Source organism: Candidatus Pantoea bituminis, from assembly GCF_018842675.1.
GTDB classification, from domain to species: Bacteria; Pseudomonadota; Gammaproteobacteria; order Enterobacterales; family Enterobacteriaceae; genus Pantoea; species Pantoea phytostimulans.
Window position 1 is genome coordinate 3,864,815 of the sequence record NZ_JAGTWO010000004.1, and the last position, 24,002, is coordinate 3,888,816.

The window sequence follows — 24,002 nt, forward strand, 5'->3', positions numbered from 1 at the left end:
ATGTAACAGAGTTTTTCGGATAATTTCCGTTGGCTTTTTTAACCTTATTCCTGCGCACCTTTAATAAAAAACGCGCACGATAAAAGAATCAACTGCCGTTTTTTTAGCCACATTTTTTGCTAAGACGAAACCTTAACCTTCCCCTTAATCCACAATCTTTAAATGCCTATTCGCGACCAATGATGACCAGATGACGTTCACCATCCAACTGAGGTACTTTCAACTCGACAACAGCATCTAACGTGTATCCGGCAGGCAACGAAGCAATCTCATCGTCTGGGCGAACGCCTTTCAAAGCAAAGAAGCGTCCTTCTGGCGCAGGCAGATGATGACACCAGTTCACCATGTCCTCCAGCGAGGCAAAAGCGCGGCTAATAACGCCATCAAAAGGCGGCTCCGAAGGAAACTCCTCCACCCTACTCTGCACAGGCGTGATGTTTTCGAGACCAAGTTCGTGCTGTACCTGCCGTAAAAACCGTACACGCTTTCCCAAACTATCAAGCAGCGTGAAATGTGCTTCTGGCATGACGATCGCCAGCGGAATGCCTGGCAGGCCCGGCCCGGTCCCTACATCAATAAAGCGCGAGCCTTTCAAATGTGGTGCAACGACGATGCTGTCGAGAATGTGGCGCACCAACATTTGCTGTGGATCGCGTACTGACGTCAGGTTGTAAGCTTTATTCCACTTATCCAGCAGCGATACGTAGCCAATCAGCTGCTGTTTTTGTTGATCGGAGAGGGAAATATTAGCTGCTTGCAGCAGCGAGGTGAGTTTGTTAATCACAGCGTGAGTCCAGTCAGCGGGGGCGAGTTGCCTCGCCCCGTTTCAGGTCAGGCGCTTTTGCGCAGCAGACCCTGTTTTTTCAAATAGATGAGCAAAATCGAGATGGCGGCTGGTGTGATACCAGAAATGCGTGAAGCCTGACCGATTGACGTCGGTTTATGATCGTTCAGTTTGGCAATCACTTCATTCGACAAGCCATTAACCTGACGATAATCGAGATCGACCGGCAGTAAGGTATTTTCATTACGCTGCTGGCGATCAATCTCTTCCTGCTGACGCGCAATGTAACCTTCGTACTTTACCTGAACCTCAACCTGTTCAGCAGCCTGCGCATCTGACAGAGCTGGGCCAAACCCGTTCAACGTCATCAATTTCAGATACGTCAGTTCTGGACGACGCAGCAGATCTTCACCGCTGGCTTCTTTAGTCAACGGCGCGCTCAGCACGGTATTCACGTCAGCAACGTTTTCTGATTTCGGGTGTACCCAGATATCACGTAGACGCTGACGCTCTTGCTCAATGGATTCCAGTTTTTGATTAAAACGCGCCCAGCGAGCGTCATCCACTAAACCGAGCTCGCGGCCAGTTTCAGTCAAACGCAGATCGGCATTGTCTTCACGCAGCATCAAACGATACTCCGCGCGTGAAGTGAACATGCGATACGGCTCTTTGGTGCCAAGCGTGCAGAGATCGTCAACCAACACGCCCAGATAAGCTTGATCGCGACGTGGAGCCCAGCCTTCTTTGTCGGCAGACTGACGTGCGGCGTTCAGACCTGCTAATAATCCCTGTGCGGCGGCTTCTTCATAACCGGTAGTGCCGTTGATTTGTCCGGCAAAGAACAGGCCGTGAATATATTTGCTTTCCAGCGTCTGCTTAAGATCGCGCGGATCGAAGAAATCATACTCAATGGCATAGCCTGGGCGAATGATCTTCGCATTTTCCAGTCCTTGCATAGAGCGAACGATCTGCATCTGTACATCAAACGGCAAGCTGGTTGAGATGCCGTTTGGATAAATTTCGTTACTGGTCAAGCCTTCAGGCTCAAGGAAGATCTGGTGCGCATTACGATCGGCAAAGCGCATCACTTTATCTTCGATCGATGGGCAATAACGTGGGCCGATCCCTTCGATGATCCCGGCATACATTGGGCTACGATCGAGGTTATTGCGGATCACGTCATGGGTTTTTTCGTTGGTATATGTGATCCAGCACGGTACCTGTTGAGGATGCTGTGAAGCATTCCCCATGAACGAGAACACCGGCATTGGATTATCACCATGCTGCGGCGACAACACGGTAAAGTCGATGGATCGTGCGTCAATACGCGGCGGCGTACCGGTTTTAAGCCGGTTTACACGCAGTGGTAAAGCTCGCAGGCGTTTTGCCAGCGGGATGGAAGGTGGATCGCCAGCACGGCCACCGCTGTAGTTATCCAGCCCGATATGAATTTTTCCATCAAGGAAAGTCCCTACCGTAAGAACCACCGTTTTTGCACGGAACTTCAGGCCCATTTGCGTCACAGCACCCACGACACGATCGTTCTCGACAATCAGATCGTCAACCGCCTGCTGGAAGATCATTAGGTTGGGTTGGTTCTCAAGTGCAGTACGTACTGCCTGACGGTAAAGCACGCGATCCGCCTGAGCACGTGTCGCTCGGACGGCGGGTCCTTTACTCGCGTTTAGTATCCTAAACTGAATACCTGCCTGGTCGATCGCACTGGCCATCAAACCGCCTAAGGCATCCACTTCCTTCACCAAATGTCCTTTGCCAATGCCACCGATCGCCGGATTACAGGACATTTGTCCAAGCGTATCAATGTTATGGGTGAGTAACAGGGTTTGCTGACCCATTCGAGCAGCAGCCATAGCGGCTTCTGTACCCGCATGACCACCACCAATTACGATGACGTCAAAAGGATCTTGATAAAACATGAAGTGGTACCTCGTTGATGGACATTCAGGGATCGTTCTCCCTTGGGCCGTGGATTCTACTTAAATTCAGCGCAGGGGAAAGCGATGGGATCGTCAGTGTTTAAAAGAAAGGATCTTTATTCTGTATATGATCTTCTTGTTAGATCTCTTATTAGGATCGCGATCTGTTGTGGATATGTCCCAAAAAATCTCATGAAACAACAGGATGTATAAGATCACTAGCTGTTAATGATCGGTGATCCTGCAACGTATAACCTGAGATCAAAATGGCTAGTTATCCACAGCTCAAAAAATAGACTTGGGTTGTTCTTTGGATAACTACTGGTTATACGCAGGAAAAAGGGTAGTTATCCACAATCAGATGGCTTTCAAAAGCATAAAATCAGCATCTTCCACTGGGGATCGTGGCTAATTCCCGATCCTCAGCCAGATCAAATCAAGCTTTTCCAGTCCGCGATCCACTCTTCAGCTGGATCTTCAGGAATCTCATGCTCAAGAACATCGATTTCCAGGCGCTCGCCAATACGTTGAGCACCACGCGCGATCAATAGCGTTTCTATATTACGGATCGCGCCACAAAAAAGATCGTACTCGTGATTGCCAATACCAACGGCACCGAAGCGCACGCCAGACAGATCGGGCTGGCTTTCATTAATAGCGTCATAAAACGGCACAAGATTATCAGGCAGTTCACCTGCGCCGTGAGTAGAGGAGACAATCAGCCAGACGCCTTCCTGCGGCACTTCATCCAGTTCCGGCCCATGCAGCATCTGCGTTGAGAAGCCAGCTTCCTGCAATTTTTCTTCGAGATGTTCAGCGACATATTCGGCGCTTCCCAAGGTGCTGCCACTGATTAAAGTAATATCGGCCATCATGCTCTCCTGGACTAAAGGCGAGCATTGTACGCTGTGATCAAGCAGTGATCCACCTGTGGACAACAGGGTTAATAGATCGGAGGATGCGAACGCAGCCGTTGGGAGACGGCGCATTCACAGGGGATAAGGTTGTGCACAAGGCAGGGGATGGATCAGGGTTTGATGGTGCGCATGATCGGGTTTTGCAGCGAGATCAGCGTTTCAGTCGACTGAATTTCGTCAATTGTCTGTATCTTGTTGATCAGTACCTGCTGCAGCGCATCAATAGAACGACACATCACTTTAATGAAGATGCTGTAATGGCCGGTGGTATACCAGGCTTCAACGACTTCATCCAGTGCATCAAGCTTGCTCAGCGCAGCAGGATAATCGCGGGCACTTTTCAGGATAATGCCGATAAAACAGCACACATCGAAGCCCAACTGTCGTGGATCGATTTCAACGCGCGTACCCAGAATAATCCCAGCCTGTTTCATCTTTTCTACGCGCACATGAATGGTGCCCGGACTGACGTTGAACTGTTTTGCCAGTTCAGCATATGCCGTGCGTGCGTTATCCAGCAGCGCATTCAAAATGCCGCGATCCAGGTTATCCAGTTGCAGATGTTCGGCCATTGCCATCCTCTTTATGTTACTTCTTCATTGAACTGTTGAGAATGTGCAGCAAAACGGGGGATTAGGCAATGTATCGGCAGCGGTGAATACCGCTGCCGGGTAGATTAACGCTTACGCCAGAGGGTTAATTGCGCCTGCGTGTGTTGAAATTTACGCGCTGTTTCACGAATAACAAACGGCACATCCTGTGGTGCGCCAACCTGTTCAAAATCCGCCGCTAAAAGACGCTGCAGCGCTTGTAAGGTCGTTAGCGCTTCGCCATTTTCGCGCACGCCACCAAGCCAGTTCTCTTTTGGCGTGAACGCTTCCAGCCAGGTATAAGGCGAAGAGAGAGCGAGCATACCGCCCGAACGGATCATGGGCGTGATGTCCTGCAGGAAACGCTTCGGCTGGCGCAGGCGATCAATCAGGTTGGATGCCAACACCAAATCATATTGCTGTGGTTGCGGTTTCAGGTTACAGGCATCGCCCTGCACAAACTGGATCCGCTGCGCGAACTCGCTTCCCATATTCAAATCTTTCAAGCGCACCTGACGATATTCCACCAGCTCACCTTCTTCAGGCACCACATAGCGGAACTCTTCGCCACTGGCTAACTGCAGCGCCACATCAATGAAGCGTGCTGAATAATCCATACCCACAACGCTGTCGAAGTGACGAGCCAGTTCAAAGCTGGCACGCCCGGTGGCACAGCCGATGTCCAATGCCTTGCCACGTAAAGAGGTGTGTTGCAACGCCAGATTCACCAACGTTTCTGCATAGTTCTCTACGCCGAAATAGCGTGGACCATATTGGAAGTCGAGATATTGCGACACCATACTGTCGGTTTCATACGGGTTAATCGTCATGCTCTCTTGATGTGAAGAGACAACATAACGAAAACCCGCATGCTGGAAAAAGTGGCGACGGAAAGCGTAGCGCGCCGACTTCAACGCTTCATTACCGGTGGAGATCCAACTGCCGCCTTTGATTAAGGTATGTTTACCGTCAAAGGTTGGTGTTGAGAAGTCATCGTATAAAGGATGCACTCTAAAGCCTTCAAAGCCGCTAGTCGGCGTTGTCGTCCATTGCCAGACATTGCCGATCACGTCGAAAAAGTTACCTTGCGGGAATTGATCAACGGGACTGGAAGAGGCCCAGTACGCCAGGTTTATATTACCCGGTGCGCGTTCCCAGTTCGGCTGATCGCCTTCAACCTGCTCACGCAACTGCGCCCATTCCGCTTCGCATGGAAGCTGAATAGATTTTCCGGTTTGGTCAGCTTTCCAGCGGCAAAAAGCGGATGCTTCCAATTGATTCATCTCGGCTGGCCAATCCCATGGCATGGCCACTTCTTCCGTCATCAAGCGCAGTTTCAGCTGATCGGGCATCGTTGGGGTGCCGACCCAGAAAGTAGGCATTTCTGCCTGCGCAAATTCGCGCCAGCCTAAGCCTTCATTATCCCACCAGCGTACATCCTGATAACCGCCCGCGCTGATGAATTCAAAAACTCAGCATTACTCACCAGCATTTTGCTGGCCTTAAACGGCTTCAGTTCGACGTGCTGCGTTCCATATTCGTTATCCCAGCCGTAAGTATCATCGGTTTTACCTAAGGTAATGCGGCCGCCGGGCATCTCAACCAGCGTGTTGGCGGGAACGCTATTGCGAGCATGACGCGCGTTTGGGCAAGCGGGCCATTGCGGCTGAGGTTTGACCCATTCAATAGGCAGTTGGCGTATCAATACACTGGAGGTTTCCAGATGAATGCGCTCATGTTCAATGCCCATCAAAATAATCCACGCTGGGCTGTCCCAGCTGATCGGCAATTCCAACGGCATGGTTTGAATAAATTTACTGATCAGCGCTTTTACGCTGCCGCGGTAATCACGCACTTCTTCGATGGTTGGCCATTCATAATGGTCGTCGTTGAGATCATCCCAGCTCATTTCATCAACGCCAATCGCCATTATCGCTTCTATGCGATCGTCTAAGCGTGCATCAATGTAGCGACCCGCCATGAGCTTATTAATGTAAAAAGTGGCGGTATGACCAAAATAGAAGATCAGAGGATGGCGCAGTGGGATGGCTTTATTGAACCAGGCGCGCTGATCGGCAAGACAGGTAAACAAGTCTTCGTACTGTTCCCAGGTTTGGGTAAAGTACGCCAACAGTTCGGCACGTTTTTGTTCTACGTTATGGCCGGAGAGCAGCAAAGTACGCGTCGGCGCAAGCAGATCGCGATGAGATTGGGCTGGTGTCACAGAAAGCTCCAGATTGCTGAGTAAGTAAATGCGATTACTCACTATAGCAAATAAGGATTTCTGCCTGATGACTTAGCGCCGCCAGTGACGCAACAGGCGGCTTTTCATTCCGGTATCAAATCGCCAGATATGATCGAAAATGCGCAAAATACCGGGTTTGCCATGCGTCGACATAGCGACAGCATGGAAGCGTTGCTGATGATGACGCTGACGTTGTTTTATCGCGCTGATGACCTCTTCCGGCAGGCGCTGAGCGATAAAATCAGACACAATAACGGCATCAGCTTCCTGCCAGATAGTGCCTTCCATCCGTTTCACCACCGACGACAAACACGCGGCCAGATCGGTGCCGCCACGAAAACGCTGGCTAAGAAAGCGAATCGCCTGCTCCAGACCATCATCGCCGGTTAATTCATAGCCAATGACATCGTGAGCAAACAACATGATGTAGCAGCGACGGCGATCGGCCAACGCCACTTTTAGCAAAGCCAGGCAGAAGGCTTTGGCGCAGCGTTCATTGAACCCGCCCATGGAACCCGACGTATCAACACAGACAATGAACGGACCGCGCGGCTGCTCTTCATGCTGCTGGTGGCTTACCGGGCGCATCGTCACCTTTTCGTGCCAGGCATCGCCCTGCAACTTATAAGTCAGTAACCGTTTTTCCACCAGCCGCCGATAAAACTCTAACTCCAGCTCGCTGATACTCAGCGCGGCCAGCTCTGGCGGCAGAAGACGCAGCACATCATCACTTTGATGAATACCGCTGACCTCTTCTGGCACAGCATCAGGTTCATGCACCAGATGATGAAAGGCTTCCATCGGCGCCTCTTTTGACGGCACTGATTTTGCTTCGCGACTGCGGCCCAGTTGTTGGGCCAGTTTCATTAGCTCCGGCTGCTGCGCCAGAAAATCGCCATATTGCAGCATCAACTCATAATCGCCGTGCTGTAGCGACGACTTACTCATATCCCATAACCGGCCCGCTGCGGCTTCATCATCGTCACTTAACAGGGGCGCGAGTTGGCCGCTTAGCGCCATGCGCTGCTGCAACTCTGCTATCAGGCGTTCACGCTGCTGTTCCAGCAATTGCTCATTCAACGTCAGAGTTTGCAACGTCAGGCTAAGCCGCCAGCGCTGTAAAAAAGCGTGTGCTGCGCCGAGCTGAGCTGGCGTGCTTCAGTGTGGTGAAGCAGCCGATTGGCTTCTTCTATAAAAGGGAAGGCAGGCGATCCAGCGTATCTAGCGTGTCCGAAAGCTGGTGGTTAAATTCGTGGTGGCTGAGCAGTTGCACCCGTTGAAAGAGCTGAAATTCCTGCGACAGCATTTCCGGCACGGGCGTGGCTTTGAGTTCCGCATTAATTTCTGCCTTCCAGCGCGGCACATCGCGCAACAGCGCTTTCTTCAGGCCCGGAAACTTTTCAAAGAACAGAGCAAATTGGGGAGACGCCAGCAGCGCGATAATCAACTCTTCAATCAGTTCAGTTTCGCCGATTGAAAGCAGCGTGCTTAGCGTCTCAACCGAAATCATTTACGCGCCTGTTTTAGCTGTTCTGCTACATCTTGCAGGCTGCTTTCAACCCGCGCGAACCAGTCATCGCTGATAAATAAACAGCGCTGGTGTTGGCTAAACAGATGGCGCTGGGCGCGAAGTTGCGCATCCAACTCATCCAGCGCTTCAACGATTTCAGTGGGCAATTCATTGTTGTTGCTAATACCCGGCAGCGTCAGGCGAGTCGCTTGCAGGCTAACATCACGTACCGCCAGGCAATGCTGCGCATCAACCAATAAATCCACCGTTTGAGCAAAACCGATACCGTTGAGTTTGCCGCGAACGTCGCCCCTTTCAGCAGCCATTGATTAAGCGCATCACGCGCTATAACAATGTGCGTGACCTGCATGTCATGCAGCGTCAGCGGCTGTTGCAGCATTAAAGTGAGTTGCTCATCAGTAAACGTGTCGGGCAGATCGTAATGCGGCTTGCGGCTGAACATTCCGCTGTGTTTCTCCAGCGTGATCGCCTGTGACACGCTTTGTTGCTGCTGCAACGCCATACGGCGCGTTTTGATTTGCTGAAGTTTGAGCAGCATCGGCTGCTGTTGCCAGGCGTGCTGAGTCATCAATTGATCGATTTCACGATCCAGCAATTGCATTGAGGCGACATCGTGCCACAAGCAATCTTTCAGCAGGATCAAATCAATCGGCGCAATGGTGGTTCGGCCACTGTAAAACGCGCTGGCCTGCAACAGATGAATCGCTTTTTCCAACGACGATCGGAGATGTAAGGCGCTTGCGGCTGATTTTCCAGCTGCTGGCGCAGTTGATAGATCAGTTCAAAAACGTTGTCCGGCAAATTGACCTGACTAATGCCTTGCTGCCATTGAAGATACTCTTCGTCGCTGATGCGCAGCCCTTCCGCTACCGGATTGGCGTTTTCATCTTGCTGGTGGGTTAACATGCTGCGGAAGTTCTGTTTCTCATGCACGTTATCCAGCCACAGGCGGATTAACATGCGGTCATACAGCGCTTCCAGTCCGCTGTCCGCTTCAGGCAATTCGTTGGATGCTGTCACCAGCAGACGCATCGGAATTTTTCTTCGCTATCACCATTACGGAAGCGGCGTTCGTTAATGGCAGTAAGCAGCGTATTCAAAATCGCCGGACCGGCTTTCCATATTTCATCAAGGAAAACAATCTCGGCATCCGGCAAATAGCCTTTAGTAAGACGCTGATAACGCCCTTCATCTTTTAGTGCCTGAATCGACAGCGGACCAAACACCTCTTCCGGCGTAGAAAATCGGGTCATCAGGTATTCAAAGGCGCGAGCATTCTGGAAGGCGTATTTCAGGCGGCGGGCAATCAGGCTTTTGCAATGCCCGGCGGCCCCAGCAGGAATACGCTTTCACCGCTCAGGGCGGCCAGCAAGCAGAGGCGAATGGCATGATGACGCTCATATAAGCCTTTTTCTAATGCGTTGCTGAGGCGAGAAATTCTTTCTGCCAAAAGATGGGGTTGAGCCATAATCACATCATTGTCCTTAGGATCATCAAGCTGCCGCGCTTAGCGAACGCAACACTTTATAGATTATGATGCGTGAAAGCGTTGATAGCTGTCAGCTTTTTTGTTTCAGAAGGTTCAACAAGGCTTAAACCCCGCTTAACCCGCTTATTTTAAGGTAAAAAGAGCCGGATGGCAGATAACCAGACGGTTTACAAGGATGGGATTTTTTGGAATACGTGCATACTGTGCGCTTTTTAGAGGCTTGAGCGAGCGGTTTTGTGCCTCTTTGACTCCAACAAAAGATAACTCTATGAGCTCGGATAAGAAGCAGTCGCTTGGTGGATTAACGCTGGCCGCTATTGGTGTAGTTTACGGAGATATCGGTACCAGTCCGCTGTATACCTTGCGTGAATGCCTTTCAGGTCAGTTCGGTTTTGGTGTGGAACGTGAAGCCGTATTTGGTTTTCTGTCACTGATTTTCTGGCTGCTGGTATTGGTGGTGTCGCTTAAATACATCAGCTATGTCATGCGTGCCGACAACGCGGGTGAAGGCGGAATTTTAACGCTGATGTCGCTGGCAGGCCGCAATACCGGCGCTCGCGCTACTGCTGTGCTGGTGATTATGGGGCTGATTGGTGGCAGCTTCTTTTACGGTGAAGTGGTGATCACGCCCGCTATTTCTGTGATGTCAGCGATAGAAGGGCTGGAGATTGCTGCACCGTCGCTGGATCCCTTTATCGTACCGCTTTCTATCGCCGTATTAACGCTGCTGTTTATGATTCAAAAACATGGCACTGGCATTGTCGGTAAACTGTTTGCACCGGTGATGTTGCTGTGGTTTTTGGTGCTGGCGGTGCTGGGCGTCAATGGCATCATGAAAAACCCAGAAGTGTTGCAGGCGCTGAATCCGGCACATGCGGTTAACTTCTTTTGCACTACAAAACCATCTCATTCTTTGCGCTTGGCGCGGTGGTACTGGCGATTACCGGTGTTGAAGCGTTGTATGCGGATATGGGGCATTTCGGCAAAATACCGATTCGACTCGCCTGGTTCTCGGTGGTGCTGCCTTCACTGGTGCTGAACTATTTTGGTCAGGGTGCACTCCTGCTCAGCGATCCCGCAGCGATAAAAAATCCGTTCTTCCTGCTGGCACCAGAATGGGCGCTGATTCCTATGCTGATCCTGGCCACGCTGGCAACGGTGATTGCTTCACAGGCGGTGATTTCTGGTGTGTTCTCGTTAACGCGTCAGGCGGTTCGTCTGGGGTATCTGCCGGGCATGCGTATCATCCATACTTCAGAAATGGAATCGGGTCAGATCTACATTCCGGTTATCAACTGGGTGCTCTATTTTGCTGTGGTGATTGTCATCGTCAGCTTTGAACATTCAAGTAATCTGGCAGCGGCGTATGGTATTGCGGTAACCGGTACCATGGTGCTGACATCCATTCTCTCCTGCACTGTGGCGATCAAAAACTGGCATTGGCAGAAGCTAGCGGTTGGCGTCATTTTGGTACTGATGCTGTGTATCGATATTCCGCTGTTCACTGCCAACCTGGTTAAGATTTTCTCCGGTGGCTGGCTGCCGCTTTGTCTGGGATTAGTGATGTTTATCATCATGACGACCTGGAAAAGTGAGCGTTTCCGCCTGTTGCGACGTCTGCATGAGCATGGAAATTCACTTGAAGCGATGATCGCGTCACTCGAGAAATCACCGCCGGTTCGCGTACCGGGCACCGCGGTCTATATGTCGCGTGCACTGAATGTGATTCCTTTCGCTATGCTGCATAATCTCAAGCACAACAAAGTGTTGCATGAACGTGTGGTGTTATTAACGTTACGTACGGAAGATGCGCCTTACGTGCATAATGTGCGTCGCGTCACTATTGAGCAGCTCTCACCCACATTCTGGCGCGTTGTCGCGAGCTACGGCTGGCGTGAAACGCCGAACGTGGTAGAAGTTTTCCATCGTTGCGGGTTAGAAGGTTTAAACTGCCGCATGATGGAGACTTCATTCTTTATGTCGCACGAATCGCTGATTATGGGTAAACGTCCGTGGTACTTGAGGTTGCGCGGCAAGCTGTTCCTGGCGCTGCAACGAAACGCATTACGTGCGCCTGATCAGTTTGAGATCCCGCCCAATCGTGTGATTGAGCTGGGAACGCAGGTCGAGATTTAAGCGGGTGCGCCACTGATTAGGGCGTGAGATGACCAGCGCAAGGTGACGCACAATCCGCCGCCTTGCCGCTGGTTAAAGGCAATCTGCATGTCATGAAGGTGCGCGATGTTGCGCACAATGGATAATCCCAAACCGCTACCGCTTTTTTCCTGTCCCGCCGGCCGCCAAAAACGTTCTCCTAAGCGCTGTAAATCGGCTTCACTCACGCCTGTACCGTTATCCTCAATGCGTAAGCTATTGGCTTCCAGCCAGAGATCAACGTCACTTCCCGCAGGCGTGTAGCGAATCGCGTTATCCAGCAGATTGCGCACCAGCAGCGAGAGCAGCAACGGATGTCCCTGAATCACCGGTTCAGCCTGCGCATGTAAGCGTAGCGTTACACCAGCGTTGTCAGCCAGCGGCAATTGAGCAATGAGCGTATCTTGCAAGGTTCGCTGTAGATCAACCGACTGAAAAGCACTGCGGGCGTCATCCGCTTCAACGCGCGAAAGAGTCAGTAATTGATCCACTAATCGCGTGGCCCGCGTAATACCGGCATCCAGTTGTTGTAATGCATGGGTACGCATGGCTTCATCATCAGCGGCAAGTTGAATCACTTCACTCTGAACCTGAAGTGCGGCCAATGGGCTGCGCAGTTCGTGGGCTGCGTCGGAGGTAAAGCGGCGTTCGCGATGCATCATGGCGCTGATACGGCTGAACAAGCCATTTAATGCCACGATCAGCGGCTGTACCTCTTTGGGTAAAGGTTTGGCGTTTAAGGGGTGTCATCATCGGGCTCACGCTGGGTGAGCTGCTGCGCCAGCCGCTTCAGAGGACGCAACTCATACCACACCAGGCCAATGAGCAATAACAGCATCAGCGGCAGCGCGATCAGCCACGGCAAGACGCTGGCGTTGACCAAATCTTTTGCCATGTCATCGCGATATTCCCATTCCTGACCGACAATCACGCGGAACTGCTGGTCCTCGGTGGTCAGCCAGACAAAGCGCCAGCGATCGTCATCATTATCTAAACGTCCATCACGGAAGCCCTGATAATCTGCTTCAAACGGGAGATGTTTGCCGTTATCGCCATCATTAAGCACCTGTTTGCCATCGCGAGAAAAAACGGCAAACGCCAATGCATCATCATCCTGATCGCCACGATTATGACGCAGCAGCCGTTTGGTTTTAGGCAGAGAGACATTATCCAGTGTGGCAAAATCCAGGCTAAGCAGGCGCTTAGCGAGCAGCATCTGTTGAGTATCGAACAGTTCATTGATGGTTTCACGCGTTTGATACCATGCGCTCAGGCTTGCGCTGCCCCAGCAAACGCCCAGCAGCAAAACAAAGCCAATGCCAAGGCGCAGGAACAGGCTCATTGATCGCATGCCGCTTCCCCAGCGTATAACCCACGCCGTGAACGGTGCGAATGAAACGGCTGCCCAATTTTTTGCGCAGATGATGAATGTGGACTTCTATCGCATTGCTGGAAACGTCGTCATCCCAGTTATAGAGCTTCTCTTCTAGCTGGCTGCGCGTCAGGACTCGACCGGGATTAAGCATAAATAATTCGAGCAGTGCCAGCTCACGGCTTTTTAGTTCAATCGCTTCGCCGTCCATCATCACGCTGTGGTTGCCGGGCGAGAGCACCACATTGCCGTGGCGCAGTTCGGGTTGAACCTGACCATGACGACGACGAATCAATGCCTGTAAACGTGCTGCCACCTCAGTTAGGGCAAAAGGTTTGCAAAGGTAATCATCTGCACCGAGCTGTAAACCTTCGACTCGCTGATCCAGCGCGTCGCGCGCGGTGAGAATCAGCACCGGCACATCGTGGCCCTGCTGGCGCCATTGACGCAAAATATCCAGTCCGTCACGTTCCGGCAGAGAGAGGTCGAGAATGACCGCATCCCAGGGTGCAGCGGCTAATGCCTGAAATCCTGCTTCGCCGGAGACAAACCAGTCAATGCTGAATCCTAATTTGCTCAGTCCCGCTTTGATGCCATCGCCAATTAAGCGATCGTCTTCGATTAATAAAATGCGCATCGATTCTCCCCCGATAGAAAGGGATTTATACGAAGCACAGCCAGGCTTGTACAGCAGCTTTCACTCTATTTCGGCTATTTTTTATCCTTAAGATCCTGTTAAGAACCTTGTGCTTAACTGTATGCATCAAAACGAAATACATTCATGGACAAGAGGTGGAATGATGAAAAAGCAAGCCGCACTGTTAGCTGTTGTTATGTTGGCCTCTGCGCCGGTTTTTGCTGCTCAGCAAGGTGGATTTGTCGATCCTAATGCGCCTGCTGCCCAGGTTAAACAAGGTGGGTTTAATGCGGACAACACCAGCGTTGTCACCGTAAAACAGGCTGAAGAGATGAAAGATGACAGCTGGATCACTGTACGTGGCCAGTTGGAAAAGCAGATTGGTGACGAGGATTATCAGTTCCGTGATCAAACCGGCACCATGAAAGTCGAAATTGATCACAAGCGCTGGAATGGACAGACCATTTCGCCGAAAGACCGCGTTGAATTAACGGGTGAGCTAGACAAAGATTTCAACAGCATTGAGCTGGACGTTAAGCAAGTGAAGAAACTGCCTTAAATCCTGCTTTCAGGACCGCTGCGGCGGTCCATTCTTTCCTTTTTCCTATCCCCTAAGACAAATTCTCTCCCGCTGAAGCGAAACGTTTCGATAGCGATCACACTTCTTTCATTTGCCGATTGAGTTGCTTTATACATTTCATACACTGCAGCCAGCGAAACGTTTCGCTGTGGAGTGAATAGATGAAAAAAGGTCGCTTGTTAAACGCTGAACTCTCTCATGTGATTGCCCGCTTGGGTCATACGGATACGCTCACCATTGCCGATGCAGGCTTGCCGATTCCGGCCGGGCCACAACGTATTGACTTGGCGCTTACGCCGGGCACGCCCGATTTTATGCAGGTGGTCAATGCTGTCACGCTGGAGATGCAGGTAGAAAGTGCCCTGATTGCGGAAGAGATTAAGCTGCACAATCCGCAGCTCCACAGCGCGCTGCTCGCTGTGCTCGAAGCCTTGCAACAGCACCAGGGGAATACCATCGCGGTACGTTACACCAGCCATGAACAGTTCAAACAACATACTCAGCGTAGTCAGGCGGTCATTCGCAGCGGAGAGTGTTCTCCGTATGCGAATGTCATCCTGAGCGCCGGTGTGACCTTCTGAGGCCGCTATGCAACCGTTACTGCAACTCATCGGGATTGAAAAATCGTTCCCTGGCGTGAAAGCGTTGAAAAGTGCCTCGCTGGCTGTTTACCCCGGACGCGTTATGGCGCTGGTGGGAGAAAACGGCGCGGGCAAATCTACCATGATGAAAGTGCTGACCGGCATCTACAGCCGTGATGCGGGATCGCTAAAGTGGCTGGGGAAAGAAACCACCTTTAGCGGACCAAAAGCTTCCCAGGAAGCGGGCATCGGTATCATTCATCAGGAACTTAACCTGATTCCTCAACTTAGCGTGGCGGAGAATATTTTCCTTGGCCGCGAATTCGTCAACCGCTTTGGTCGCATCGACTGGAAACGTATGCATGCCGAAGCGGACGCCTTACTGAATCGGCTTAACCTGCGTTTTAACAGCCACAAGCTGGTGGGCGATTTGTCGATCGGCGATCAACAAATGGTGGAGATCGCCAAAGTCATCAGCTTTGAGTCGCAGGTCATTATCATGGATGAGCCGACTGATGCGCTCACCGACACCGAAACGTTATCGCTGTTTAACGTGATCAACGAATTAAAAGCGCAGGGCTGCGGCATTGTTTATATCTCGCATCGTATGAAAGAAATTTTTGAGATATGCGATGACGTCACCGTGTTCCGCGATGGTCAGTTTATTGCCGAGCGTGCGGTAAGTGATCTTACCGAAGAGAGCCTGATCGAGATGATGGTCGGACGCAAACTGGAAGATCAATATCCTCGCCTCGATCAAGCGCCAGGCGACGTGCGTTTAAAAGTAGAAAACCTTAGCGGACCAGGCGTAAACGGCGTCAGCTTCACGTTGCGTAAAGGCGAAATCCTTGGCGTCTCCGGTTTGATGGGCGCGGGTCGAACCGAATTAATGAAAGTGCTGTACGGGGCATTGCCGCGTAGTGAAGGCAACGTGTTATTGGATGGACGCGAGGTCGTCACGCGTTCACCGCAGGATGGGTTGGCAAACGGCATCGTTTATATATCGGAAGATCGTAAACGTGACGGTTTAGTGCTGGGCATGTCAGTAAAAGAGAACATGTCTTTAACCGCGCTGCGTTATTTCAGCCGCGGCGGTGGCAGCCTGAAACATGCTGAAGAGCAACTTGCGGTAGGCGATTTTATTCGTCTGTTTAACGTCAAAACCCCGTCGATGGAGCAGCCGATTGGCCTGCTTTCTGGCGGTAATCAGCAAAAAGTGGCGATTGCGCGTGGTTTGATGACGCGGCCCCATGTGCTGATCCTTGATGAACCAACGCGCGGTGTTGATGTTGGCGCAAAAAAGAGATTTATCAGTTAATTAACCAGTTCAAAGCCGAAGGGCTGAGCATTATTTTAGTGTCGTCGGAAATGCCGGAAGTGTTAGGCATGAGCGATCGCATTCTGGTGATGCATGAAGGCCATTTAAGCGGCGAATTTACCCGTGAAGAAGCCACTCAGGAAAGCCTGATGGCGGCAGCCGTTGGCAAGCAACACAGCGAGGATTTAGTTGTATGAGTACCCAAACCTTACCTTCCAGCCGTCGCTGGTTCAGCAAAGAGTGGCTGCTGGAGCAAAAATCGCTGATTGCGCTGATCGTGTTGATTGCCGTTGTCGCGAGCCAAAGTCCGAACTTCTTTACCATCGCTAACGTGTTCAACATCCTGCAGCAAACCTCGGTCAACGCCATTATGGCGGTGGGCATGACGTTGGTGATTTTAACCTCTGGCATCGATCTCTCGGTGGGCTCGTTACTGGCGCTAACCGGCGCGGTAGCTGCATCGCTGGTGGGGCTGGAAGTCAATGCGCTAACGGCGGTAGCGGCCTCGCTGGCGCTGGGTGCTGCAATTGGTGCAGTAACGGGCACGATTGTGGCGCGCGGCAAAGTGCAGGCGTTTATCGCCACGCTGGTAATGATGCTGCTGCTGCGTGGCGTCACGATGGTTTATACCAACGGTAGCCCCATTAATACCGGCTTCAACGATAACGCTGATCTGTTTGGCTGGTTCGGTATCGGTCGCCCGCTGGGTATTCCCACGCCGGTCTGGCTGATGGCGATCGTGTTTATCGTTGCCTGGTACATGCTGCATCACACCCGCCTTGGACGTTACATCTATGCATTGGGTGGCAACGAAGCGGCAACGCGCTTATCCGGCATCAATGTGAACCGCGTCAAAGTGATCGTCTATTCCCTGTGCGGCATGTTGGCGGCGCTGGCAGGCACCATTGAAGTGGCGCGCTTGTCCTCAGCGCAGCCAACGGCAGGAACCGGTTATGAGCTGGATGCTATCGCTGCGGTGGTGTTAGGTGGAACCAGCCTGGCAGGCGGTAAAGGGCGGATTGTCGGCACGTTAATTGGTGCGCTGATTTTGGGCTTTCTGAACAACGGCCTGAACCTGATGGGCGTTTCTTCGTACTACCAGATGATCGTTAAAGCGGTGGTAATCCTGCTCGCGGTGCTGGTGGATAATAAAAGCAGTAAATAACTCTGACCTTTACACAGGATGAAATGATGAAAAAGTTGACCGCATTGGCTGTCATTCTTGGCGCTACATTAAGTGCTGGCGCAATGGCAAAGGAGACTATCGCACTGGTTGTCTCTACGCTGAATAATCCATTCTTTGTTGCGTTGAAAGATGGTGCGCAAAAAGAAGCTGACAAGCTGGGTTACAACCTGGTGGTGCTGGATTCGCAAAACAACCCAGCAAAAGAGCTGGCTAACGTGCAAGATTTAACAGTACGCGGCACCAAGCTGCTGCTGATTAACCCAACAGATTCCGATGCAGTTGGCAATGCAGTGAAAATGGCTAATCAGGCCAAGATTCCTGTTATCACCCTTGATCGTGTGGCATCACAAGGCAGCGTGGTGAGTCACGTTGCCTCTGACAACCGTTTTGGCGGCAAAATGGCAGGTGACTACATCGCTAAGAAAGTCGGTGAAAATGCAAAAATCATCGAACTGCAGGGCATTGCCGGGACTTCTGCGGCGCGCGAACGTGGCGAAGGCTTTAAACAAGCCGCCGATGCGCACAAATTCCAGATTCTTGCCAGCCAGCCGGCAGATTTTGACCGTACTAAAGGTCTGAACGTGATGCAGAATCTGTTGCAGGCGCATCCTGACGTGCAAGCTGTGTTTGCCCAGAATGATGAAATGGCGTTGGGTGCACTGCGTGCGCTGCAAACTGCGGGTAAAACAGATGTGATCGTGGTCGGCTTTGACGGCACTGCTGATGGCGTTAAAGCGGTTGAAGCGGGCAAACTGTCAGCGACTGTGGCACAGATGCCGGACAAAATTGGCATGATTGGCGTTGATACCGCTGATAAAGTGCTAAAGAGCGAAAAAGTGCAGGCGGTTAATCCAGTTGACCTGAAGCTGGTTAGTCAATAAATCAAAGAAAAGCAGGGCATTGCGCCACCTTTCCGGTGGCGCACTCTTTCTGGATCATTCCCTATGAGCAAAAACTCAAAACTGACCGTTCTTGGCAGCATCAATGCTGATCACATCCTTAATTTGTCGCACTTTCCGCGTCCCGGTGAAACGGTGATCGGGACGCAGTATCACATTGCGTTTGGTGGCAAAGGGGCGAATCAGGCCGTTGCCGCTGGGCGCGCAGGCGCGGATATCGCGTTTATCGCCTGCGTGGGCGCTGATGATATTGGCGAGCGCATTCGTCAGCAGCTGGCGCAGGACAACATTGACGTTGCGTCAGTGGAAAGCGTTGAGAATGAATCTACCGGTGTGGCGATGATTTTCGTAAATGGCGAAGGCGAGAACAACATTGGTATCTATTCAGGTGCAAATGCCGCGTTAACGCCAGCCTGCGTTGAACGTCATCAGCAAATCATTGCACAGGCTGATGCGTTATTAATGCAACTTGAATCACCGCTGGAAAGCGTATTGGCGGCAGCCAAAATCGCCAGTCAACATCAAACGCAGGTCATTCTCAATCCTGCCCCAGCGACCAGGCTGTCAGATGAACTGCTCGCGTTGATTGACATCATTACCCCGAACGAAACCGAAGCAGAAATCCTGACGGGGATTGCGGTAAAAAGTGATGACGATGCGGCCCAGGCAGCCAAAGCACTGCATGCGAAGGGCATTGAAACAGTGTTGATTACTCTCGGGCGTCGTGGCGTATGGCTGAGTGAGCAGGGCAATGGCCAGCGTATTGCGGGTTTCAGCGTCAAGGCCGTAGACACCATCGCGGCGGGCGATACGTTTAATGGCGCGTTTATTACTGCACGGTTGGAAGGTCAAGCTATGCATAATGCAGTGCGCTTCGCCCATGCTGCTGCTGCCATTGCCGTAACGCGTCCGGGCGCGCAGCCTTCCGTGCCGTGGCGCGCGGAAATCGATGATTTTTTGCAACAGCAGGATTAAGCGCTTGGCTACCATGAAAGATGTCGCCCGTAAAGCAGGCGTCTCAACCTCAACTGTTTCTCACGTTATTAATAACAATCGTTTTGTGAGCGAGGGCGTACGTGAAAAAGTTGAGCGAGTCATCCGCGAACTGAACTATGCGCCTTCAGCGTTGGCACGCAGCTTGAAGATCAACCAAACGCATACCATCGGCATGCTGCTTACCGCCAGCAGTAACCCATTTTATGCGGAAGTGGTACGCGGCGTGGAAGACAGTTGTTATGAACGCGGATACAGCCTGATCTTGTGTAATACCGCAGGCGATGAGCAGCGGATGAATCGTAGCCTGGAAACCTTGCTGCAAAAGCGTGTTGATGGTCTGCTGATCATGTGCACGGAAAGTCATCTACCTTCAGCGGATATTCTCAACCGCTATCCTTCTATTCCTACCGTAATGATGGACTGGGCGCCGTTTGAAGGGCGCGGCGACATTATTCAGGACAATGCCTTACTGGGCGGCGAACTGGCCACGCAGCATTTAATCGACAGCGGTTATACGCAAATCGCCTGCATTGCGGGACCACTGGATAAAACCCCGGCGCGCATGCGTCTTGAGGGTTATCAGAATGCGATGGCGAAAAATGGTCTGGATATTTTGCCGGGATATATAGTGAAGGGGGATTTTGAATTCCAGGGCGGCTACAACGCGATGATTGAGCTGCTCGCGCTTGAAACCCCTCCTCAAGCGGTGTTCACCAGTAACGATGCCATGGCGGTTGGCGTTTATCATGCGTTGTATCAGGCGGGATTGCAGATTCCTCAGGACATGGCGGTGATGGGCTATGACGATATCGAACTGGCGCGTTATTTATCGCCGCCGTTAAGTACCATCCATCAGCCAAAAAATGAACTGGGCGAGTTGGCGATTGATACCTTGATCCATCGTCTGCGCGATCCCGACGTCAGCCAGCAAACGTTGGTGCTGACGCCGGAACTGATTGTACGCGGATCCGCTTAAGCCTTTTTCTTCTTTTTGTCGCGATTGCTGATCAAATTGCGGCCATCGCCATTGCGCAGCATCATGAATGTCAGCGCTGACAATACGGTGACCACACCCATTGTCAGGAAGGTCTCATGGAATTGCTGCACAGTGCTGGTTTCAAACTCCTGATAAAAGCGCAGCACCGCGGCGCTGACGGCAACACCAAAACTGATCGCCAGCTGCTGCGTTACGGCAAGAACGCTGTTGCCGCCGCTGGCGTTGTCATCATCTAAATCGGCCAAAGTTATGGTGTTCATCGCCGTAAACTGTGTCGACATTGCCATGCCAAGAATAAACAGCGGTATTAATAAGAGGAAAACGCTTTCTGCGGGTGACTGTAGCGAAAACGTAGCGATCAGAATACCGATAATGACGGTGATGCTGACTAACACGCGACGATAGCCAAACCAGCGCAGCAACTGCGTTACCGTTGATTTAGCCAAAATCGATCCGATTGCGGTAGGTGCCATCATACATCCAGCAATAATCGCCGAATAACCAAAACCAACTTGTAGCATCAATGGCATGAGAAACGGTACGCATCCAGTACCCAGACGCGAAGCGATATTGCCAATAATGCCGACTGAGAAGGTGCGGGTTTTAAACATGGGTAGGCTGATCAGCGGTGAAGGATGACGGCGCGCATGCATTATATAAAGAAGAAGTAATAAAACTCCGCTGCACAATATGCCTGCGGCCAGCCAGGCAGAGACGATACGCTCACCAAATAACTCAATACCGATTGAGATCATCACCAATCCAAAGCCAAACAGCATAAAACCAAGGAAATCGAAGCGACGTTTAGGCGTGGTGAAGTCCGGCATATATTTTCGCGCATAGAAAATGCCAAGAATGCCGACAGGAATGTTAATCAGGAATATCCAGTGCCACGTGGCGTAAGTCACCATTACCCCACCGAGCAGAGGACCCAGTATTGGGCCGACCAAACCCGGCATAGTGACAAAATTAAGCACAGGCAATAATTCACTGCGCGGATAGGCGCGTAGCAAAGCAAGTCGCGCAACGGGCATCATCATCGCACCGCCGACACCTTGAATAATGCGCGAGATAACCAGCATTGAAAGCGTTTGTGAGAAGGCGCAAGCCAGTGAACCCAACGTAAATAGCGAAACCGCCACAATAAATACTTTGCGCGTGCCATAGCGATCGGCAAGCCAACCGCTGACAGGAATTAGCATGGCAACAGTCAACGTATAACTAATGACGGCGGATTGCATCGCAAGGGGAGAACGTTCAAGGCTGGTGGCTATAGCAGGTAAAGCGGTGTTGAGAATGGTGGCATCCAGTGCCTGCATGAAAAATGCCATGGCAGCTATCCATGGCAGACCGGCCATACTGCGCGCGGATCGAATCATTGAGCATCCTTTTAAGGGTTATCCAGCAGTAAGATTGAAAAAGAATAGCATTGGCAACAATGCTGGGTATGCGCGTTTTTGCTGTTTGAGCAGTTTTCTGTGCGTTATTCCGGCAGGAAATGCCTGTTTTTAACCCGTTCGTTTAAAAAAGAGACGGTCAGTAATTTTATTCAAAGAAATACTTGTCAGCCCGGAAGAACTCCCTATAATGCGCCTCCACTGACACGGCAAACCGGCAACGGGATGACGGTTCAGGAGACACAGGAAACTGCGTCGCCGGAGAAAAGCTTCTGAAAAAGAGGTTGACTCTGAGGAGGAAAGCGTATTATACGCCCCTCGCGACAGACCGGCTAAGCCGCTGTTCGCACTGCTCTTTAACAATTTATCAGACAATCTGTGTGGGCACTCGCAGGATGGATATCAGCGTCTCCGGACGTAAAAAATATCAAGCCTCACGAGTGAACACATAATGAAATTCATTATGACGTTTTACAGATGAGCACCGCTTAACTTGTTTAAGCAAATCAAACTTAAATTGAAGAGTTTGATCATGGCTCAGATTGAACGCTGGCGGCAGGCCTAACACATGCAAGTCGGACGGTAGCACAGGAGAGCTTGCTCTTTGGGTGACGAGTGGCGGACGGGTGAGTAATGTCTGGGAAACTGCCCGATGGAGGGGATAACTACTGGAAACGGTAGCTAATACCGCATAACGTCGCAAGACCAAAGTGGGGGACCTTCGGGCCTCACACCATCGGATGTGCCCAGATGGGATTAGCTAGTAGGCGGGGTAATGGCCCACCTAGGCGACGATCCCTAGCTGGTCTGAGAGGATGACCAGCCACACTGGAACTGAGACACGGTCCAGACTCCTACGGGAGGCAGCAGTGGGGAATATTGCACAATGGGCGCAAGCCTGATGCAGCCATGCCGCGTGTATGAAGAAGGCCTTCGGGTTGTAAAGTACTTTCAGCGGGGAGGAAGGCGATGCGGTTAATAACCGCGTCGATTGACGTTACCCGCAGAAGAAGCACCGGCTAACTCCGTGCCAGCAGCCGCGGTAATACGGAGGGTGCAAGCGTTAATCGGAATTACTGGGCGTAAAGCGCACGCAGGCGGTCTGTTAAGTCAGATGTGAAATCCCCGGGCTCAACCCGGGAACTGCATTTGAAACTGGCAGGCTTGAGTCTCGTAGAGGGGGTAGAATTCCAGGTGTAGCGGTGAAATGCGTAGAGATCTGGAGGAATACCGGTGGCGAAGGCGGCCCCCTGGACGAAGACTGACGCTCAGGTGCGAAAGCGTGGGGAGCAAACAGGATTAGATACCCTGGTAGTCCACGCCGTAAACGATGTCGACTTGGAGGTTGTGCCCTTGAGGCGTGGCTTCCGGAGCTAACGCGTTAAGTCGACCGCCTGGGGAGTACGGCCGCAAGGTTAAAACTCAAATGAATTGACGGGGGCCCGCACAAGCGGTGGAGCATGTGGTTTAATTCGATGCAACGCGAAGAACCTTACCTACTCTTGACATCCAGAGAACTTAGCAGAGATGCTTCGGTGCCTTCGGGAACTCTGAGACAGGTGCTGCATGGCTGTCGTCAGCTCGTGTTGTGAAATGTTGGGTTAAGTCCCGCAACGAGCGCAACCCTTATCCTTTGTTGCCAGCGATTCGGTCGGGAACTCAAAGGAGACTGCCGGTGATAAACCGGAGGAAGGTGGGGATGACGTCAAGTCATCATGGCCCTTACGAGTAGGGCTACACACGTGCTACAATGGCGCATACAAAGAGAAGCGACCTCGCGAGAGCAAGCGGACCTCACAAAGTGCGTCGTAGTCCGGATCGGAGTCTGCAACTCGACTCCGTGAAGTCGGAATCGCTAGTAATCGTGGATCAGAATGCCACGGTGAATACGTTCCCGGGCCTTGTACACACCGCCCGTCACACCATGGGAGTGGGTTGCAAAAGAAGTAGGTAGCTTAACCTCCGGGAGGGCGCTTACCACTTTGTGATTCATGACTGGGGTGAAGTCGTAACAAGGTAACCGTAGGGGAACCTGCGGTTGGATCACCTCCTTACCTGAAGATACCTTCCCGCGAAGTGCTCACACAGATTGTCTGATAGAAAAGTAAAGAAGCAGTAAAACCCCGGCAGGCTTGTAGCTCAGGTGGTTAGAGCGCACCCCTGATAAGGGTGAGGTCGGTGGTTCAAGTCCACTCAGGCCTACCAAATCCTGTTTTCAGGATCACTGGTCGACGGGTTTTACCAGACTTTTGGGGCTATAGCTCAGCTGGGAGAGCGCCTGCCTTGCACGCAGGAGGTCAGCGGTTCGATCCCGCTTAGCTCCACCATCAACTCCCCGTTGATACCCAAACAAAACTTCAGAATGCATTTTCGAGTGCATTGCGAAGTTTTA

General features: G+C 51.7%; 11 protein-coding genes, 2 tRNA genes, 1 rRNA gene and 7 pseudogenes. 11 read left to right on the forward strand and 10 right to left on the reverse strand.

The window, feature by feature from the left end; translation table 11 throughout:
- Positions 1-166: 166 nt before the first annotated feature.
- The 7 genes and pseudogenes from rsmG to ravA all read right to left on the reverse strand — a co-directional run bounded on the left by rsmG (position 167) and on the right by ravA (position 9,472).
- Positions 167-784 (reverse strand): 16S rRNA (guanine(527)-N(7))-methyltransferase RsmG, encoded by a 618-nt coding sequence (rsmG, locus tag KQP84_RS21865; RefSeq protein WP_215848106.1) that lies wholly within the window; start codon positions 782-784, stop codon positions 167-169.
- Between the two features lie 47 nt (positions 785-831).
- Positions 832-2,721, reverse strand: a complete 1,890-nt coding sequence (mnmG, locus tag KQP84_RS21870) for a tRNA uridine-5-carboxymethylaminomethyl(34) synthesis enzyme MnmG (RefSeq protein ID WP_215848107.1) — start codon at positions 2,719-2,721, stop codon at positions 832-834.
- Between the two features lie 431 nt (positions 2,722-3,152).
- Positions 3,153-3,593: an FMN-binding protein MioC gene (gene mioC / locus KQP84_RS21875; RefSeq protein ID WP_215848366.1), complete on the reverse strand. Its 441-nt coding sequence runs from the start codon at positions 3,591-3,593 to the stop codon at positions 3,153-3,155.
- Between the two features lie 155 nt (positions 3,594-3,748).
- Positions 3,749-4,210, reverse strand: coding sequence for a transcriptional regulator AsnC (gene asnC / locus KQP84_RS21880; protein ID WP_215848108.1), 462 nt, complete (start codon positions 4,208-4,210; stop codon positions 3,749-3,751).
- 104 nt (positions 4,211-4,314) lie between these two features.
- Positions 4,315-6,452 (reverse strand): annotated as a pseudogene (gene ovoA / locus KQP84_RS21885) (5-histidylcysteine sulfoxide synthase).
- A 72-nt stretch (positions 6,453-6,524) separates the two neighbouring features.
- Positions 6,525-7,983: pseudogene (gene viaA / locus KQP84_RS21890) on the reverse strand (ATPase RavA stimulator ViaA).
- Positions 7,980-9,472: pseudogene (gene ravA, locus KQP84_RS21895) on the reverse strand (ATPase RavA). The pseudogenes viaA and ravA overlap by 4 nt, the downstream one beginning before the upstream one ends.
- A 289-nt stretch (positions 9,473-9,761) precedes the next feature.
- On the opposite strand from ravA, the pseudogene kup reads away from it, so the two are divergent.
- Positions 9,762-11,629 (forward strand): annotated as a pseudogene (gene kup / locus KQP84_RS21900) (low affinity potassium transporter Kup).
- On the opposite strand, the pseudogene qseC reads toward kup, so the two are convergent.
- Together qseC and qseB are read right to left on the reverse strand one after the other, a co-directional pair.
- Positions 11,626-12,998 (reverse strand): annotated as a pseudogene (gene qseC / locus KQP84_RS21905) (quorum sensing histidine kinase QseC). The pseudogenes kup and qseC sit on opposite strands and share 4 nt — an antisense overlap.
- A gap of 7 nt (positions 12,999-13,005) precedes the next feature.
- Positions 13,006-13,656: pseudogene (gene qseB / locus KQP84_RS21910) on the reverse strand (quorum sensing response regulator transcription factor QseB); the annotation flags it as partial.
- A gap of 163 nt (positions 13,657-13,819) precedes the next feature.
- Between qseB and KQP84_RS21915 the strand changes: the two are divergent.
- From KQP84_RS21915 to rbsR, 7 genes and pseudogenes are all read left to right on the forward strand, one after another.
- On the forward strand, positions 13,820-14,215 hold the full coding sequence (locus tag KQP84_RS21915) for a YgiW/YdeI family stress tolerance OB fold protein (RefSeq protein WP_215848367.1): 396 nt from the start codon (positions 13,820-13,822) through the stop codon (positions 14,213-14,215).
- A 182-nt stretch (positions 14,216-14,397) separates the two neighbouring features.
- Complete coding sequence (gene rbsD, locus KQP84_RS21920; protein ID WP_215848109.1) at positions 14,398-14,817, forward strand: D-ribose pyranase; 420 nt, start codon at positions 14,398-14,400, stop codon at positions 14,815-14,817.
- A 7-nt stretch (positions 14,818-14,824) separates the two neighbouring features.
- Positions 14,825-16,332: pseudogene (gene rbsA / locus KQP84_RS21925) on the forward strand (ribose ABC transporter ATP-binding protein RbsA).
- Positions 16,329-17,300, forward strand: a complete 972-nt coding sequence (gene rbsC, locus KQP84_RS21930; RefSeq protein WP_215848110.1) for a ribose ABC transporter permease — start codon at positions 16,329-16,331, stop codon at positions 17,298-17,300. Before rbsA ends, rbsC begins: the two are co-directional and overlap by 4 nt.
- 26 nt (positions 17,301-17,326) lie before the next feature.
- A complete protein-coding gene (gene rbsB, locus KQP84_RS21935) occupies positions 17,327-18,202 on the forward strand; it encodes a ribose ABC transporter substrate-binding protein RbsB (RefSeq protein WP_215848111.1) in 876 nt (291 codons plus the stop codon).
- A gap of 63 nt (positions 18,203-18,265) precedes the next feature.
- Positions 18,266-19,195 carry a ribokinase gene (gene rbsK / locus KQP84_RS21940; RefSeq protein WP_215848112.1) on the forward strand — a complete coding sequence of 310 codons (930 nt, stop codon included), beginning with the start codon at positions 18,266-18,268 and terminating at the stop codon, positions 19,193-19,195.
- Positions 19,196-19,199: 4 nt separating this feature from the next.
- Positions 19,200-20,192 carry a ribose operon transcriptional repressor RbsR gene (rbsR, locus tag KQP84_RS21945; RefSeq protein WP_505543752.1) on the forward strand — a complete coding sequence of 331 codons (993 nt, stop codon included), beginning with the start codon at positions 19,200-19,202 and terminating at the stop codon, positions 20,190-20,192.
- On the opposite strand, the gene mdtD is transcribed toward rbsR, so the two are convergent.
- Positions 20,189-21,592: a multidrug transporter subunit MdtD gene (mdtD, locus tag KQP84_RS21950; protein ID WP_215848113.1), complete on the reverse strand. Its 1,404-nt coding sequence runs from the start codon at positions 21,590-21,592 to the stop codon at positions 20,189-20,191. The two genes, rbsR and mdtD, sit on opposite strands and share 4 nt — an antisense overlap.
- Before the next feature lie 532 nt (positions 21,593-22,124).
- On the opposite strand from mdtD, the gene KQP84_RS21955 reads away from it, so the two are divergent.
- The 3 genes from KQP84_RS21955 (at position 22,125) to KQP84_RS21965 (ending at position 23,937) form a co-directional block, all read left to right on the forward strand.
- Positions 22,125-23,664: ribosomal RNA gene (locus KQP84_RS21955) — 16S ribosomal RNA — on the forward strand.
- Between the two features lie 74 nt (positions 23,665-23,738).
- Positions 23,739-23,815 (forward strand) — tRNA-Ile (locus KQP84_RS21960).
- 46 nt (positions 23,816-23,861) lie between these two features.
- Positions 23,862-23,937, forward strand: a tRNA-Ala gene (locus KQP84_RS21965).
- Positions 23,938-24,002 lie beyond the last annotated feature (65 nt).